The organism is Roseibium album (assembly GCF_965233825.1).
GTDB classification, from domain to species: domain Bacteria; phylum Pseudomonadota; class Alphaproteobacteria; order Rhizobiales; family Stappiaceae; genus Roseibium; species Roseibium album.
Genome location: NZ_OZ247583.1, coordinates 6,675,052 through 6,690,632, shown reverse-complemented (window position 1 = coordinate 6,690,632; position 15,581 = coordinate 6,675,052). Strand labels below are relative to the sequence as shown.

At 58.3% G+C, this 15,581-nt stretch carries 10 protein-coding genes and 1 pseudogene; 3 read left to right on the top strand and 8 right to left on the bottom strand.

Annotated features, from left to right (window positions below):
* The 3 genes from ACO6TI_RS30745 to ACO6TI_RS30735 all read right to left on the bottom strand — a co-directional run bounded on the left by ACO6TI_RS30745 (nt 1) and on the right by ACO6TI_RS30735 (nt 2,860).
* Nucleotides 1-1,056 carry a DUF1611 domain-containing protein gene (locus tag ACO6TI_RS30745; protein ID WP_196916242.1) on the bottom strand — a complete coding sequence of 352 codons (1,056 nt, stop codon included), beginning with the start codon at nt 1,054-1,056 and terminating at the stop codon, nt 1-3.
* 152 nt (nt 1,057-1,208) lie between these two features.
* A complete protein-coding gene (hpaH, locus tag ACO6TI_RS30740; protein ID WP_350185743.1) occupies nt 1,209-2,012 on the bottom strand; it encodes a 2-oxo-hept-4-ene-1,7-dioate hydratase in 804 nt (267 codons plus the stop codon).
* Nucleotides 2,009-2,860 carry a fumarylacetoacetate hydrolase family protein gene (locus ACO6TI_RS30735; protein WP_422384013.1) on the bottom strand — a complete coding sequence of 284 codons (852 nt, stop codon included), beginning with the start codon at nt 2,858-2,860 and terminating at the stop codon, nt 2,009-2,011. Before ACO6TI_RS30735 ends, hpaH begins: the two co-directional genes overlap by 4 nt.
* Nucleotides 2,861-3,072: 212 nt before the next feature.
* On the opposite strand from ACO6TI_RS30735, the gene hpaR reads away from it, so the two are divergent.
* Both hpaR and ACO6TI_RS30725 read left to right on the top strand, forming a co-directional pair.
* Nucleotides 3,073-3,525, top strand: coding sequence for a homoprotocatechuate degradation operon regulator HpaR (gene hpaR, locus ACO6TI_RS30730; RefSeq protein ID WP_055404238.1), 453 nt, complete (start codon nt 3,073-3,075; stop codon nt 3,523-3,525).
* A gap of 56 nt (nt 3,526-3,581) precedes the next feature.
* Nucleotides 3,582-3,692: pseudogene (locus ACO6TI_RS30725) on the top strand (IS5/IS1182 family transposase); the annotation flags it as partial.
* A gap of 400 nt (nt 3,693-4,092) precedes the next feature.
* On the opposite strand, the gene ACO6TI_RS30720 reads toward ACO6TI_RS30725, so the two are convergent.
* Nucleotides 4,093-5,219 (bottom strand): IS3 family transposase gene (locus ACO6TI_RS30720; protein WP_196878866.1). Its coding sequence is split into 2 segments (ribosomal slippage): nt 4,093-4,955 and nt 4,955-5,219, totalling 1,128 coding nucleotides; the frame shifts between segments, so codons are not numbered across the junction.
* Nucleotides 5,220-5,674: 455 nt separating this feature from the next.
* Nucleotides 5,675-6,148: an Lrp/AsnC ligand binding domain-containing protein gene (locus tag ACO6TI_RS30715; protein ID WP_104701066.1), complete on the bottom strand. Its 474-nt coding sequence runs from the start codon at nt 6,146-6,148 to the stop codon at nt 5,675-5,677.
* A 104-nt stretch (nt 6,149-6,252) separates the two neighbouring features.
* Here ACO6TI_RS30715 and putA point away from each other — a divergent pair, with 104 nt between their 5' ends.
* A complete protein-coding gene (putA, locus tag ACO6TI_RS30710) occupies nt 6,253-9,738 on the top strand; it encodes a bifunctional proline dehydrogenase/L-glutamate gamma-semialdehyde dehydrogenase PutA (protein WP_422384012.1) in 3,486 nt (1,161 codons plus the stop codon).
* Nucleotides 9,739-9,840: 102 nt separating this feature from the next.
* Here the strand turns inward: putA and ACO6TI_RS30705 are convergent, their stop codons facing one another.
* From ACO6TI_RS30705 to ACO6TI_RS30695, 3 genes are all read right to left on the bottom strand, one after another.
* Nucleotides 9,841-10,998 (bottom strand): alpha-hydroxy acid oxidase, encoded by a 1,158-nt coding sequence (locus ACO6TI_RS30705; RefSeq protein WP_029061262.1) that lies wholly within the window; start codon nt 10,996-10,998, stop codon nt 9,841-9,843.
* 364 nt (nt 10,999-11,362) lie between these two features.
* Nucleotides 11,363-14,278 carry an NAD(P)-dependent oxidoreductase gene (locus ACO6TI_RS30700; protein WP_422385352.1) on the bottom strand — a complete coding sequence of 972 codons (2,916 nt, stop codon included), beginning with the start codon at nt 14,276-14,278 and terminating at the stop codon, nt 11,363-11,365.
* Nucleotides 14,279-14,536: 258 nt separating this feature from the next.
* Nucleotides 14,537-15,196 (bottom strand): lipoyl protein ligase domain-containing protein, encoded by a 660-nt coding sequence (locus ACO6TI_RS30695; RefSeq protein ID WP_422384011.1) that lies wholly within the window; start codon nt 15,194-15,196, stop codon nt 14,537-14,539.
* Nucleotides 15,197-15,581 lie beyond the last annotated feature (385 nt).

Here is a 15,581-nt window from a genome sequence, read left to right as displayed (position 1 = left end):
TCACTGCGCCGCGACAAGCCGGCCGGACACCGTGTTGTCCATGATGCCGGAAATGGTCACGGGGCTTTGCAGGTCTGCCAGGGAATACGCAGGTATGTTCAGGTTCACCGTCGCCTCACGAACAGCCAGAGGCGACCGCATCACCGAACCGGAAATTCCGAGCACCTGATAGCCGTGAGCCTCGAGCCTGTTGACCCCGGCAACAGCGCCGAGCGCATCTCCGGCCGCGAAGACGACGCTGTCAAACAGGGAGTGCATCAGCGGGCTTGCCGCGAGCTGACGTGTTTCGTCCTGATAAAGGCCGTCCGCGATCTCGACGACGGCAACGTCGCAATCGGACCTGTGCAACGTTCTCAACAGGTTCCGGGTTGTTCCGACGATCGTGTCGAGCGGCGTACCGAAGGTTGTGGCGAGGCCGCCATCGGTGAAATCGAGCACGTGGGCAGCACCCGAATCCTGCATCAGCCAGGGGTCTCCGCCGGCGGCTGTTCCGGTGACCTTTACGGCTCCCACCGTATAGCCACTGGCCGCAAAACCGCGCACAAGGGAGGCTGCAGTCGCTGTCTTGCCGGCATTCATGGATGTGCCGAAAACGCCGAAGACAGCGGCCGGCATCGGACAAGCCACCGTCGGCAGGGCGAACTGCTTCAGGTTGACCGCCGTTCCATCGGAATGACACAGGACGCCAACCGGTTCAATCCCGGTGGGCCCGGACAACCTGTCGTGCCATGACACCGCGCAGGCCGCAATCCCGCCGGCAGCTACCATGTGGCACGGTTCCAGCGTTTCGGGGACGTAGGCTTCGTATTGATCGGGAGCATACCTGTTGCCGTAGGCAAGGAGGATTTCGTCACCTTCGTGCAGCGTGGCTTTCCGGCCGTTCGGCAGTTCGATACGCTTGTGCGATCCGATTGCCTGGACCCGTGCCAGAACCAGGTCGCCCGGCTCCGGCCTGAAGGCCGTCTTGACGATGTGGGTGCACTCGGCAAGGTTCACGCGGCGCACGGCATAAGAGCGTTTGGCTGCCATCAGGCGGCAAGGGGCAATCGGTTCCATATCGGTCTCTCTCAAAAAGTATCGAGCCGCAACAGCGCGGTCATGAGGGAAACGGATCGGATGAGGGATTATTCCCGACGGGGAATTTCTTTTTCGACTGGCAGCATGAAGATGCCGTGGCGCGGTGCCATTTGAGCGCGGTTACGTTGATGTTATTCGGCGAACTTGATGTCCACTGTTCCGAATTGTCCGAAGTCGGCATGTATTTCAGTGCCTGCGGGGCACTCGATTGGCCGGATGAAGCTACCGGAGAGGATAATATTTCCGGGTTCGATGTTCAGGCCATATCCGGCCATGCGACGCGCCAGCCATGCGACACTCTCGGCCGGGTCGTTGAGCACGCCGGCACCCAGGCCGGTTTCCTCGATGTCACCGTTGCGAAACACCAGCGCACCGACCCAGCGCAGGTTGAAGGCGTCTGCCGGATGACGTTCGTTACCGAGAACCACACCCGCATTGGAGGCATTGTCGCTGATGGTGTCATGGACCGTCCGGACCTTGCCTGTTTCAGGATCGGCCCGCAGAATCCGGGTGTCCAGGATTTCAATGGACGGGGCGACATGCCCGGTGGCCGCCAGAACGTCATCCCGTGTCACATTCGGACCACCGATTGCTGCCTTCATGATGAAAGCGATTTCAGCCTCGATGCGCGGCTGGATAAACCGGCCGCCGGGAACCGTTCCCCCGTTCTGAAATGCCATGTCGTCGAAAAGGATGCCGCTGTCGGGAATGTCGATCCTGAGCGCGGATTGCATGGCCCTGGAGGTCAAGCCGATCTTCCAGCCGATGACCTTTCGTCCCTCGGCAAGCTTTTGCGCATAGATCGCATTCTGGATGGCATAGGCATCGTCCATGCCGATTTCCGGATGACGCAGCGACAGAAGCCCGATCTGCTCTCCGGTCCTTTCCGCCTCAAGCAGGTCGGCGGCTGCTCTTGCGTGATCGTCCGGTGTCATTGTTCGTCCTCCACGCCGTTGCGTAGAACACCGATCCCGTCCACCTCTATTTCGACCACGTCGCCGGGTTTCAGATAACGCGGCGGATCGAAACGCGCGCCGGCGCCGGTCGGCGTTCCGGTGACGATGATGTCGCCCGGCATGAGTGTCATGAAGGTGGAGATATAGGCAATCTCCTCGCGGACCGGGAACATCATGCGCTTCAGATAATCGTCCTGCCGAACCTCTCCGTTCACACGGGTGATAATCCGGGCTTCATCCAGCTGGGAAGCATTCCTGAACGGTACCAGCCAGGGGCCAAGGGCGCCGGACCTGTCCCAGTTCTTGCCCTGGGTGACATTGAACTTGGCGTGCCGCACCCAGTCACGGATCGTGCCTTCGTTGCACAGGGTCAGGGCGGCGATGTGGTCGTATGCGTCTTCCGCGCGGATCCGACGGCCTTTCTTGCCGATGATAATCGCGACCTCGCCCTCGTAATCCAGCGTGTGGTTTTCAGGCGGCCGGATCAGGGGGCGGTCATGGCCGGTAAAGCCGCTGGCAAAGCGCGGGAAAAGGGACATGTATTCGGGCTGCGCACTGCCATCCTTGTATTCCGCGTTTCGATCCGGAAAGTTGACGCCGACGCACAGGATCCGTGGCGCATTCGGCAGGACCATCTCGTAGGAGAAACTTGCGTGCGTGACCGGCCGTCCCTGGGCGGCGGCAGAGAGGGTGTCCAGACCATTGGCCGCCACTGCGTCATAGAGGGTCGGCCATTCGGGAAAAAGAGGGGAAAGGCAGATCGCACCGGCATCGGTTATCGCCCCGTAAAAGGTCTCGCCATCCGTGATATAGGTCGAAAACCGCATTCTCATGTTCCTCGAAGGGGCCTGACGGTGGGTGCGCCGAGAATGTCAAAAAACCTGAAAACCGTTCCGCGGGCCGGGGTTGCGGAAAGTTCGGGCGTTATGAGCGGCACAATTTTTTCTTAACAGCACAATATTTGCTATGTTAAGTATATTGAGATGACGATGTCAAACTTTTTGTGTCCAACCGCACCACAATTCGCTATGAGCCGACAATGACCGACGACCTGAATACCACTGGCGCCCCTGCGCTGCCTTCGACGAAACGCTCCGTTCCGATTGCGCTGATCCGGGCGCGGGAGAAGGTCATGGGGCCGATCCGCGAGATGCTGTCGGATTGCGGCATCACCGAGCAGCAGTGGCGGATCCTCAGGGTTCTTGAGGAGTTCGGTCCGCAGGACGCGTCATCACTGGCCGAGCGGGCCTGCCTGCTCTTGCCGAGCCAGACCCGGATCGTGCAGACGCTCCTGGAAAAGGGTCTTGTGACCCGACAGGCGGACGAGAAGGACCGGCGCAAGCAGACGGTCGCCATCACCGGGGCCGGTCAGGCGATCATCCACGACAAGCTGGACCAGGCACAGGCCATCGCGACCCGCATCGAGGAGGTCATCGGCAAGAAGCGCCTGGCGGAGCTGCTGGATATTCTGGAAGACTTCCAGAAGCTGTAGATACAACCTGCGGATAAGCGATCATCGATGGCGCGTTAGACTATTAAAAACACCTTCACTGCCGCCGCATTGCCACCCGTTACGAGAAGCGGGCCGCCAACTTCCTTACCTTCGTGAAGCTCGCGGCGATCCGCCTTTGGCTACGCGTTTATGAGTCCACGGCCTAGTCCACCCCAGATACTATGGGGCGCACTCCGCTCTAAAGCGCGTTTCGGGCGGCACGTTGAGTAATCACTCCAAATCGGAAATAGCCTAACTTCAAAACAAGGACAAACAAAGCAGCAGATCACATGCTACAAAAACACGCAGATGCTTCAGGTATCAGTAGGCCTGCGCTATGAATTTTTTTCTTGAAAGCTGATGTCTCCAAGAAAACAGAGCATTTATCGCCGTGACAAGAAGTTGCCGTTTTTCGATATCTGACGCATCGGTCGCTACAAAAATTGCTGCTGCCAGTAGATCAAAAGCACTTAGGTCGTAACCGTATTGTCGCGCTATTCCCGCATTGAAGACTAGTTGACGAGATCTCGTGATGATCTGCCCCACCTGAGTGGTCCATTTTGATTGTTAGTGCATGACTGGGCTTTGGTCCATCCGGACGATGGTCTCCGGTGCCGGTGGTCGGTAGCCCAATGCGCTGTGCGGGCGCTTGGTATTGTAATGTTTCCTCCATTGTTCAATCAGGATTTGCGCTTCCTTCAGGCTGTAGAAGATTTCTCCGTCCAGCAGTTCGTCACGGAGCCGGGCGTTGAAGCTCTCGCAATATCCGTTTTCCCATGGCGAACCTGGTTCGATATAAGCGGTCTTGGCACCCACAGCGTTGATCCAGTCCCTGACGGCTTGAGCAACGAACTCCGGCCCGTTGTCTGATCTGATGTTGGCTGGAACACCTCGAAGGATGAAGAGATCCGTCAGCACATCAATCACGTCAGTGGAGTTTAGCCTTCGCTTCACCCGGATTGCCAGGCACTCTCGGGAATACTCGTCCAGGATGTTCAGAGTCCGGAATGCCTTTCCTTCATTGGTTCGGCAATGCACGAAGTCATAACTCCAGACATGATTGGGATACTCTGGTCGCAACCGGACACATGATCCGTCGTTCAGCCAGAGCCGCCCTCTCTTTGGTTGTTTCATAGGAACTTTCAGCCCCTCTCGTCGCCAAAGTCGCTCAACACGCTTGTCATTCACATGCCAACCGGCCTCTCTGAGCAAAGCAGCAATCCGACGGTAGCCGTAACGGCCATACTGGCGGGTCAGCTCAATCATATCCGCCACAAGACGTTCTTCGTCAGCACGCCCTGCTGGACGTTTCCTCTGCGTGGATCGGTGCTGACCCAAAACACGACAGGTTCGACGCTCTGACACGCCGAGATGTTGGCGGATATGATCGATGCAGGCGCGACGACGGGCGGGGCTCAGAAGTTTCCCTTTGCGGCCTCTGACAAGATCAGCTTGTCTAGGGTCAGGTCAGAGACCGCCTTGCGCAGCCGCTCGTTCTCTTTCTGAAGGCGTTTGAGTTCTTTCAGTTGGTCGGTTCCCATCCCACCATACTGCTTGCGCCAACGGTAAAACGTCTGTTCGGTGATGCGAACCTGTCGAATGGCATCGATCCTCGGCATCCCTTGGCCGACAAGGACTTCAACCTGCCGCAACTTCGAGACAATTTCTTCTGGCTTGTGACGTTTCGTAGCCATTTTGATCCTCCGTTTTCCTAAACATAACGGCGGACCACTTCAAAGGGGGAGGATCAACCTTGACATCAGAATGAATCCCTCTGGAAAACAAATCACCAGAGTCAGTACGGTTTTTTTATCTGAGAGTAAACGCGAAATAGCGCTGCATGAAGATATGATCAAAGATCGTCATTTGTGGCTTAGTCCTAAGGCATTTGGGCCTGGAAATGCATTCGTTTCTGATGCTTTGCATGAGATCATTCTGCAACACGACGTATCACCGTCGCCACTCAGATTTTACCGCACCAAATAACTCCAATCTTGCATTTGAGGGAAAAGTTTCTTGGTCACCGATGCCGAGATCGAGAGAGAGCGTGTAAAATCTCGTGCAGTGGTTGAAAAATAATCGGCAGAACCGGTCTTATGCCCTGCATCGTTGTGTCGTGAACAGGACCCCCGCTGCACTCATTCTGCGCTCAACCCGCATCGTCCTTGACGGACTGCATCGACACGTGGGTGGAGGTGTTGCCGACATGGGGCAGTGAGGAAATGGTTTCGCCGAGGATGGCGCGGTAGCTGGCAATGTCTTTTGTGCGCACCTTCAGCAGGTAGTCGAAAGCACCGGCAATCATGTGGCACTGTTCGATTTCAGGCACCGCGCGGACGGCGTCGTTGAAGGCGCTCAGCGCCTGTTCGGTCGTGTCCTTGAGCTTGACCTCGACAAAGGCGATGTGTTCCAGCCCGAGTTTCGCCTGATCAATAACCGCCTTGTAGCCGCGGATATAGCCTTCCGCCTGCAGCCGCTTCAGCCTCACCTGGCAGGGGCTCTTCGACAGTCCCACGCGTTTTGCAAGGTCCGTCACGGGCAAACGGCCTTCCCGGCTGAGTTCTTTCAGGATTTTCTGGTCGAAGCGGTCAAGTTTCCCGATTTCTGTCTCTTTTGCCGTCATATGCCCTGTCAAACCCTGTAATTTTGATTTTCTTGATTGCAAGATAGCACATGTCGGGAAAAGTGCCTTTTGAAGATTGAGTATAATGGCGGAAAGTTTCACCGATGAGGTTTTCCGTGCCAGACCTGACCGATATCCGCTCTTCCATCCGTGCCAATCACCTGCGCGGTGAAGCCGCCGTCCTTGCGGACCTCAAGGGGGCCGCGCCCGTGCCACCCGATGTCCGGGAAAAGGCAAAAACCCGGGCAGTCACGCTGGTCGAGGCCATTCGATCGGACACCAGGCCTGGCCTGATGGAAGTCTTCCTGGCCGAATACGGCCTTTCGAGCGAAGAGGGCATCGCGCTGATGTGTCTTGCCGAAGCTTTGCTTCGTGTGCCGGACGCGGAAACCATTGATGCGCTGATCGAGGACAAGATCGCGCCATCGGCCTGGGGTGAACATCTCGGCAAGTCCAGTTCGTCCCTGGTCAATGCGTCCACATGGGCCCTGATGCTGACCGGAAAGGTGCTGCAGGAGGGTCAGGGCATGGCGGCCATCCTGAAGAGCGCGATCAAGCGCGTCGGCGAACCTGTCATCCGCACCGCCGTCGGGCGGGCAATGAAGGAAATGGGACGGCAATTCGTGCTTGGCGAAACGATTGCCGAGGCGGTCAAGCGTGGCGCGAAGAAGGAAGAGGAGGGTTATACCTATTCCTACGACATGCTCGGCGAGGCGGCGCTGACCGCGCGCGACGCGGACGCATTCTATACCTCCTATTCCGACGCGATCGGGAACCTTGCCCCGCTCTGCCGGTCAGATGACATCCGCAACAATCCGGGGATCTCGATCAAACTGTCGGCGCTGCATCCGCGCTACGAAGTCGGTCAGCGTGACCGGGTGATGAGCGAACTGGTTGCGCGCACGCTGGAGCTTGCGAAAATGGCCCGTGATGCCGGCATGGGGCTCAACATCGATGCGGAAGAAGCAGACCGGCTGGACTTGTCGCTGGACGTGATCGAGGCCGTGCTACGCGACCCGTCGCTGGCGGGCTGGGATGGTTTCGGTGTCGTCGTCCAGGCCTATGGCAAGCGGGCAGGTCCCGTGATCGACTGGCTCTACGAACTGGCGAGCGCGCTCGACCGAAAGATCATGGTGCGCCTCGTCAAGGGAGCGTATTGGGACACGGAGATCAAGCGGTCGCAGGTCGAGGGACTGTCCGGATTTCCCGTGTTCACGCGCAAGGCAGCGACAGATGTTTCCTATATCTGCTGCGCGCAGAAGATGCTGGGCATGACCGACCGGATCTATCCGCAGTTTGCGACCCATAATGCGCACACGGTTGCGGCAATCCTGGAGATGGCGGCCGATCCGTCCGCCTATGAGTTCCAGCGCCTTCACGGCATGGGCGAAGCGCTGCACGACCATGTGATGGCCGCAGGCAACAGCCGTTGCCGGATCTACGCGCCGGTGGGTGCCCATCGCGACCTTCTGGCGTACCTTGTCCGCAGGCTTCTGGAGAACGGTGCGAACAGCTCGTTCGTCAACCAGATCGTCGATACGCAGGTGTCGCCGGAAACGGTGGCCGCGGATCCATTCGAAACGCTGAGAACGGCTGCCGGAAAAAGCCCGATCGCCGAACCGGCTGATCTTTATGGTTCCGAACGGCAGAACTCGAAGGGCTGGGATCTCCACGATACGGACGATCTGGCCGGGATCGAGGCCGCGCGCTCGCCCTTCAGGACACACAAGTGGCACGTGGAACCGCTGATCCTCGGCGAAGTCGACAGCGCCGAGGTGAAGCCGGTAATAAATCCGGCGAACCATGAGGATGAAGTCGGCAGCGTGGTGCTTGCCTCGGAAACGGACGTCGAGACAGCGCTTGCCGGTGCGAAGGCGTGGCCGGCGTCCGCGGGCATGCGCGCGGAAGTGCTGAGACGTGCGTCCTGTCTTTATGAAGCGAATTTCGGCGAACTCTTTGCCGTCCTGACCCGGGAGGCCGGCAAGACACCGCTCGACGCGATCGCCGAGTTGCGCGAGGCGGTGGACTTCCTGCGTTATTACTCCGCCCGGGCCGAGGAACTCCGGATGCCGGCACGCGGCCTGGTTTCGTGCATTTCGCCCTGGAACTTTCCACTTGCGATCTTCACCGGACAGATTGCAGCAGCGCTTGCCGCGGGAAACGGTGTGCTGGCAAAGCCTGCAGACCCGACATCCCTGACCGCCAGTGTCGCGGTTCGTCTGTTGCACAAGGCGGGAGTCCCGCAAGCCTGCCTTCAATTGCTGCCTGGAAGGGGGTCAGTGGTCGGCGCGAAACTCAGCGCGGACCAGCGCATCAAGGGACTGTGTTTTACAGGCTCGACGGCGACTGCGCAGACGATCAACCGGGCCATGGCCGGTGCCCTCGATCCTTCGGCGCCGCTGATCGCCGAGACCGGTGGCCTGAATGCGATGATCGTCGACAGTACCGCGCTGCCGGAGCAGGCGATCAAGGACATCATCGCGTCCGCCTTCCAGTCGGCGGGTCAGCGCTGCTCAGCGCTGCGCCTACTTTATCTTCAGGAAGATATTGCCGAGCCGTTTCTGGAGATGCTCTACGGTGCCATGGACGAACTCGTTGTGGGTGATCCCTGGTCCTATCGCACGGATCTCGGTCCGGTTATCAACGAAGGTGCGCGTTCGGAAATTGATGCGCATGTCGAAACCGCGCGCAAAGAAGGGCGCCTTCTCAAGCAACTGGGCACACCTTCCGAAGGAACATTCGTCGGACCTGCTGTCATCAAGGTCGGCGGCATCGCGGACCTGACCAGGGAGATTTTCGGACCGGTGATGCATGTCGCAACATTCCGGTCTGATGAACTGGATGCGGTTGTTGATGCCATCAACGCGACCGAATACGGCCTGACCTTCGGCATGCACTCGCGGATCGACGACCGGGTCGAACAGGTCACGTCGCGGCTGAATGTCGGCAACATGTACATCAACCGGAACCAGATCGGAGCGATTGTCGGATCCCAGCCGTTTGGCGGTGAGGGGCTGTCCGGCACCGGTCCGAAGGCAGGCGGCCCGAACTATGTGCCACGGTTTGCAAAACCGGGCATGGAGACCCTGAAACCTGTTTCGGGACCCGAAGCTGACCCGGCGGACGTGACTGCGCTGCTCGCAAAGGCGAGGCAGCAGCGGTATCCAAGACTGGAATCGATTTCCCTGCCGGGTCCGACCGGTGAATCCAACCGGCTTTCAACTTTTGGCCGGGGTACTGTTCTTTGCCTTGGTCCAACAGCGGCTGCCGCGGATCGTCAGGCAGATACGGCACGGGCAAATGGCTGCACTGCGGTCGTTGTTGTTCCTGGAGCCAGCGGTGTGAGCAGCGTGGACGGGTTCCTTTCCCGAAAGGCGCTGGAAGACATCGACGGCTTTGATGCCGTCGCGCTTTGGAGCGAAACGGACGATCTCGCAACCACCCGCAGGCATCTGGCCAATCGGTCAGGCCGCCTGATCCCGCTCCTTGCGGAAGACGATCTGGCGGCACGGTGCCGGATGGAGCGGCATGTGTGTATCGACACGACGGCCGCCGGTGGCAATGCAAGTCTGCTTGCAGAGGCGAGTTAAACGACGGTTCCAAAGAACCCGGTTCGCAGCGCTTGTGCCGGGCAGCAGTTCACAAATGAACGCGCTGCCCGTATCGGGAATTGGTCGCCAAAGCGGACGTCGTCAGATGTCGTTTCGGAACCGCAGATTGTCCCGGCTCAACTGGTCCAGACTGGTGATTCCCATCAGCTTCATGTCGCGTTCGATTTCCGTTCGCAGATTGCCCAGGGCGCGTTCGACGCCGGCCTGGCCTGCGGCGGCAAGCGCATAGAGGTAGAGACGGCCGCCGGAGCATGCCTTTGCACCGACCGACAGGGCCTTGAGAACATGCGTGCCGCGCTGAATACCGCCTTCGCAGATCACATCTATCTTGTCGCCGACCGCATCGACGATTTCGGCAAGCTGGTCAAACGGACTGCGCGAACCGTCCAGCTGCCTGCCGCCATGGTTCGACACCATGATCCCTGTGCAGCCGATATCAACCGCCCGCTTGGCATCTTCAACGCTCATGATGCCCTTAAGAGCAAACTGCCCGTTCCATTTGGCGCAGAGCTCTTCGGCGTCTTTCCAGTTCATGGACTGGTCGAGCATCGTGGAAAAATAGTTGCCGACGGAAACGGCGACATTGGTTCCCTCGCTGACGTAACCGGACAGATGCGGCATGTCGAACTTGGGCTTGGTGTAAAAGTTCCACGCCCACATGGGATGCGCGGCAAAACTCAACAGGGATTCCAGAGTGAGTTTCGGCGGCGAGGTAAAGCCGGTCCTCAGGTCACGCTCCCTGTTGCCGCCGGTGATGGTGTCAACGGTAAGCGCCAGGACCTCGAAATTTGCCTCCCTTGCACGTTCCAGCAAGGCATCGTTCAAGCCACGGTCCTTGTGGAAGTAGAACTGGAACATCTTCGGCGTGTTGGCAATCGTTGAAATCTCTTCGACCGTAACGGTGGCAAGCGAAGACACACCGAACATCGTCCCGTATTTCGTTGCCGCACGCGCGACCGCGCGTTCACCGTCATGGTGAAACAGCCTTTGCAGGGCGGTCGGTGCGCAATAGACGGGCATGTCGAGTTTCTGACCCATGACCTCAACACTCATGTCGACGTTTTCGACGCCGGCAAGAACGTTGGGAACCAGGTCGCAGGATGCATAGGCTTCGGTGTTGCGGCGGTAGGTCACTTCGTCGTCGGCTGCGCCGTCGATGTAGTGGAAGATCGGACCTGGAAGACGCTTTTTCGCGAGTTTCCTGAAATCCTGGAAATTGTTGCAGTCACTCAGTTTCACACCAGCACTCCCAATGGCCAGAACAGTCGCGAAAATCGCGATTGGTATATTTTTCTTACCAATTTAACTCAAAGAGCACAAGGCGGCATTCAGTCCGCCTTCCGGAAACAGACGAAACGTCGAAATGGATGCTATTGGGAGGGGCGTATGTTGTTGTATTTTTTCAATGACTTATGATGATCTCGGTGGGATCGGTGCGCCGAAAATCCGGCGAAAACGCAAAGGTTCTTTTCTCAGACGGCAAAAAACCCGGGGGCGATGAACCACCTCCGGGTGCCTTGTCAGATGTAATGTTTCGATCCCAGATGCTCGCCTCGCTTTCCGATGTAACGAAAGTCGATGCGACCTGAGTTGCCTGTTCCAGTCAGTCTTCGTAGCGACCGAACAGACCGTATGTATCGCATTCGCGCTGCAGAACATTGGCGGCGAGCGTCAGGGCTTTGCCATGGCGCGCGATCAATTCCGTTCGGCGGACGGGATCATGCGTGGCTTCAATTGCGCCCCAGATTGCCGACAGCGTTTCTGATGTCTCGCGCAGTTTCGAAAGCGCTTCGGTGTCTTCCGCAGCCCTGGCAATGTTTCCTGCGGACACTGCACCAACACCTGGAACCGTCTGTACCCCGGAACCGACGTATCCGTCCGGGACCTCGCCCTTGACGTTGATCACCTTGCGATAGCGGATTGCACTCAGGATCTGGTCGACAGCCTGCCTGGCACCTTCGACCCGGGATGTATGTTCGGTATCGGCTGCAGCGTGGGGCAGCAGTTCCAACCGGTCAGGATAGGACTCAATCAGTGGCCGGTACGGCACCATCGGACCAAACAGGCTGCCGTCGTCGGCCACGAAAAGGTCGGCGTCGATGGCGGCATGGCGGACCTTGCCGCTTGCCAGGGCCACTGCGAGCGCATCGGTATCGACCACTTCGCCGCGATCGTAGTTGACGAGAACCGCTCCGTCGTTCAAGCGGCTCAAAACAGATGTGCCGACAAGACCGGCATTGGCAAAGGTTCCGTCTGCTCCCTTAGCGCCAAGACCGGTGTGCGGCGACAGCACGTCCGCTCCTGCCGCTGCCTCTTCGGCAGTTGCGGCATAAACAAATCCTTCCGACTCGATCCAGTCCCGGTGGTGCGCGCGCGCATGGATGGTGACCGTCATGCCGAAGGCCTTCGCCAGCTTTGCAACTTCGCGGCCGATATTGCCATAGCCGATCACACCCATCCGTTTGCCTTCCAGCTTTTCGGTGGGATAGTCGCGCAGGTGCTTGCCGGTGTCGAAGTCACCCTTGACAACGCGGTCATGCATTTCGGCGACGTCGAGGTCCGGCATCACCTTGAGCAGGGATTTCATCACCATCTGCGCGGTCGCCCGGCTGTTGAAACTCGGTGTATTCATCAGCGGAGCCGATCCGCCGGTGCCGTTGCCGCCGCCCCAGCAGGCGCAGGTCATGTTGCCGGTGCCGGCACCGATGCGTACGCCGCCTTCTGGGAACGTTGCACTTTCAGGGAAGAATGTCGCCGCTGCGATCACCGCATCATACTGATTGCCGCAGCATGCTGCGGTCAGTTCTTCGTGCGTGCTGAGGTCCGGCAAATAGAAAAAATGCTGACCGGCCGGAAGGTTCGACCCGTCCCAACCTCCCGGAGTGAACGTGGCACCCCGGGCTTCAATGTGGGCCCTGACCTCGGACGGGTCGGGTTGGCCGTCGGCACCGGGCTTCAAGCCGACCAGGTCCGCGATCAGAATGCGATAGGCGCGGTTCGGATCGTCCTTGCGTGTGGTGGTTTCTCCTGTCGCCTCGACTTCGAATGTCGTGCCGGTCTCGGCCAGGACTTCTTCCAGAACAACGACCTTGGCGCGGTAATAGGCATAGGTGATATTTTCGAGAAGGGCGACGATGTCATCTGTATCGCGAATACCTCCGATCCAGGCCCGGTAATCGCCAGGGGTTCCGGGAAAGGCATTGACGTACCGCGCAGCGTCCAGCCCGGGCTCGTGCCAGCCGTTTGGATGGGTCAGGCCTTCGTATCCGAGTAGCTGCTTGGACCGCAAAATGATGCGGTTGTGAATGTCGGGATCGGTGATGCCGGGGTCATTGATCCTGAGCAACGTGACGGCGGCGCCGCGCTTTTCAGCATTGTCGACACCTGGCTCCAGCAGGCTCTGACCGGCGAGCCAGTCATTGATGCACTGGCGGTTTGCAGCCGAGCGCCGGTTCATGACGGAGACCGGCCCAAACATGTTTTCAACGCGCAGCAAACCGTATGTGGTCTCGGCGAATGCAAGGGAGGAAAACGTGTTGATCACACCACCGGTCATCTTGTTGGCGTCCGGATCATAGAATGGACCTAGTCCGACGGTCTTGTCACCGGTCAGAGGCTTTTTCGCGTCTTTCGGCACGACTAGTTTCAACTGGCGTGCAATGGCCCAGGCCGGATTTTTCTGGTTGTCCTCGATTAGCTGCATGGCAGCGGGAGTGAAAGAGGCCAGGAAATAACCCGAAATCCCGCCGATCGCCTTCTGGAACGGCGTGAAAAGGCAGCACTTCGACATGAAGGCATCCACAACCTCCTGCGACCAGGGCATGGCACCCAGCATCGATGTTGCATCAATCATTGCGTGACGGTTTTCCGGGTCGCGGTCCAACCAGGCGAGCAGCGAAACAACTTCTTCCTCCGTGTAGGTGGTTGCACCGGTGGTCTCGTGACCAACACCAACGAAGAGAGAAATGTTCAGGGCTTCCAGTTGATCAGCGCTTGGGATCGTTCCTTCACGATCGGCGAAGACAACCTTGTCCGCGTGGCCGTTATTTGCAAACTGCTGCAGCTCCAGAATCTGCGTGCCCCAGCTCTGGCGGAAAAAACCGCCGGCCCTGGCGTCGTCCGATTCAGGCTTCGGGGTATCGACAAAGAGCTTCTGCCCCTCAAGATTCGGGTTCATCATGTGCATGATGGCGACCGTGAAGCCGCTGTGCCCACCACCCAGACCGACAGCAACCTGATTGGACTTCGGGAAACCGAAATAGCGGTGGATGTGGTGCATCATATCGAGAAGGATGGCATCCGCCGGATAGCCACGGTGCATGGATCTGCCGATTTCAGAGGTGGTGAACGGTCCGATGTCGTTGCCCTTGTCATCCAGTTTCCGATACGTGCTTTCAAGCCAACGATTGAACGCGAGGGTATTTTTGCGACCTTCCGCGTCGTCCAGCACCATGTCGGTGATCGGGCCGACGCCGAAAAAGGGGTTCTTGGTGCGTGCAGGTTGCCCTTTGCGGGTCATTTCAATGCAGTGTTCGCGTTGCGCAGCTAAATCGGACACGTTGACTCCCAGCTTGCTAGAGGAAATGGGTTCGCGAACCGGTGGAAGAAGACGTATTGGCGTCCTTCTTCTCAGGTCCGAAACCTAGAAACCGGGTTGCAAAGTAATCGGTTCGCAAGAAAGCAAATGTCGAAATTGCGATACAATTCCAGCAAAAAGCGTCTTCTCACGGATCGGCGAGCAAAGATTTCTAGTATCAATTTGACTGCATTGAGATCGTTAGCATCCCAAAAACGCGGTGGTCAGAGTTCCGACAAAGGTATCTTTGGTGTACGCGTCCGGAAGGCTGGTGTGAGCAGCTATGTCTATCTGGCGCGGCTCACTCAAGGCATTCAGGAACATGTTGATGGCGTCGATCGCTTCAACCGAGACCGGGTCGACGAGCATGATCGCATGCGCAAGAATGGCGTTTCGGCTTCTGTCGGCCTTGCTTCGGCGGATCCGCATGGCGGTTCCGGCAAATTTCAGGCCGTTGAGCTGTACATTGTACTCACCGTCACAAAAGGCGCCCGGCTTCCACCCCCGGTTGGCACCGGTTCCAAGAGCTTCTTCGATTGGTGTGCAAAGACGATCGTATTCCTGTTTCAGATCGACCGATGCACCGGACCGGGTGGCGTAGACGTGGGACACGTTCAGTATGCCTGCGCCCTGCGGGGTCACGTCGCCTCCTGTACTGCGCACATTCACCGGCCAGCCTTTCGTTTCAAGCTTGTGTGATGCCTGTTCAAAGAGTGGATTGGTGGTCAGGTTCTTCGGCGCGACCAGGCATCTGGGGCATTCCCAGAACCACAGGTGCCGATGTTCGGGGTTGAGGCTGACGTCCTCCAGGAGCTCCAGTTCTCGCGCCAAAGCGTCTGCGGCATCCAGGAAGTCTACCAAGCGTCACCCTCATTCTGGTCGGACACATCGATCAGCAAAACGCTCTACTGTAACCTTGCCTAAAAGACAATCCGGTCCGGTACGGCTTCTCAAAGTCCGATACTGACAATGAGCAGAAGGATTTCGGTTTTCGACTTTGGACACCAGGGGATTGGGGGAAGGAGGCTGCCGGCTTGCCTGCCGGGTCGTTTGCGGAACAGGCTGTTGCGTTTTTCGATCCAAAACCCGAAGTCTGGCGGAAAAATTACAGGATTTGGTCGAACTGACCCTTCACTTGGCTGCGGAATCCGATAGATCGGACGGATCACGATGTCCTTAGAGCCGGACAGCGGGATTTCGGTCTGTCTCCTTGTCCGTTCGCGTACAGTTTGGTGTCACGTGTCAG

Bases quoted from the DNA above. Each gene is read 5' to 3' on its own strand.
- hpaR (WP_055404238.1), top strand. From the start codon at position 3,073: ATGACCGACGACCTGAATACCACTGGCGCCCCTGCGCTGCCTTCGACG.
- hpaH (WP_350185743.1), bottom strand. From the start codon at position 2,012: ATGACACCGGACGATCACGCAAGAGCAGCCGCCGACCTGCTTGAGGCG.
- ACO6TI_RS30745 (WP_196916242.1), bottom strand. From the start codon at position 1,056: ATGGAACCGATTGCCCCTTGCCGCCTGATGGCAGCCAAACGCTCTTAT.
- ACO6TI_RS30735 (WP_422384013.1), bottom strand. From the start codon at position 2,860: ATGCGGTTTTCGACCTATATCACGGATGGCGAGACCTTTTACGGGGCG.
- ACO6TI_RS30700 (WP_422385352.1), bottom strand. From the start codon at position 14,278: ATGACCCGCAAAGGGCAACCTGCACGCACCAAGAACCCCTTTTTCGGC.
- putA (WP_422384012.1), top strand. From the start codon at position 6,253: ATGAGGTTTTCCGTGCCAGACCTGACCGATATCCGCTCTTCCATCCGT.
- ACO6TI_RS30715 (WP_104701066.1), bottom strand. From the start codon at position 6,148: ATGACGGCAAAAGAGACAGAAATCGGGAAACTTGACCGCTTCGACCAG.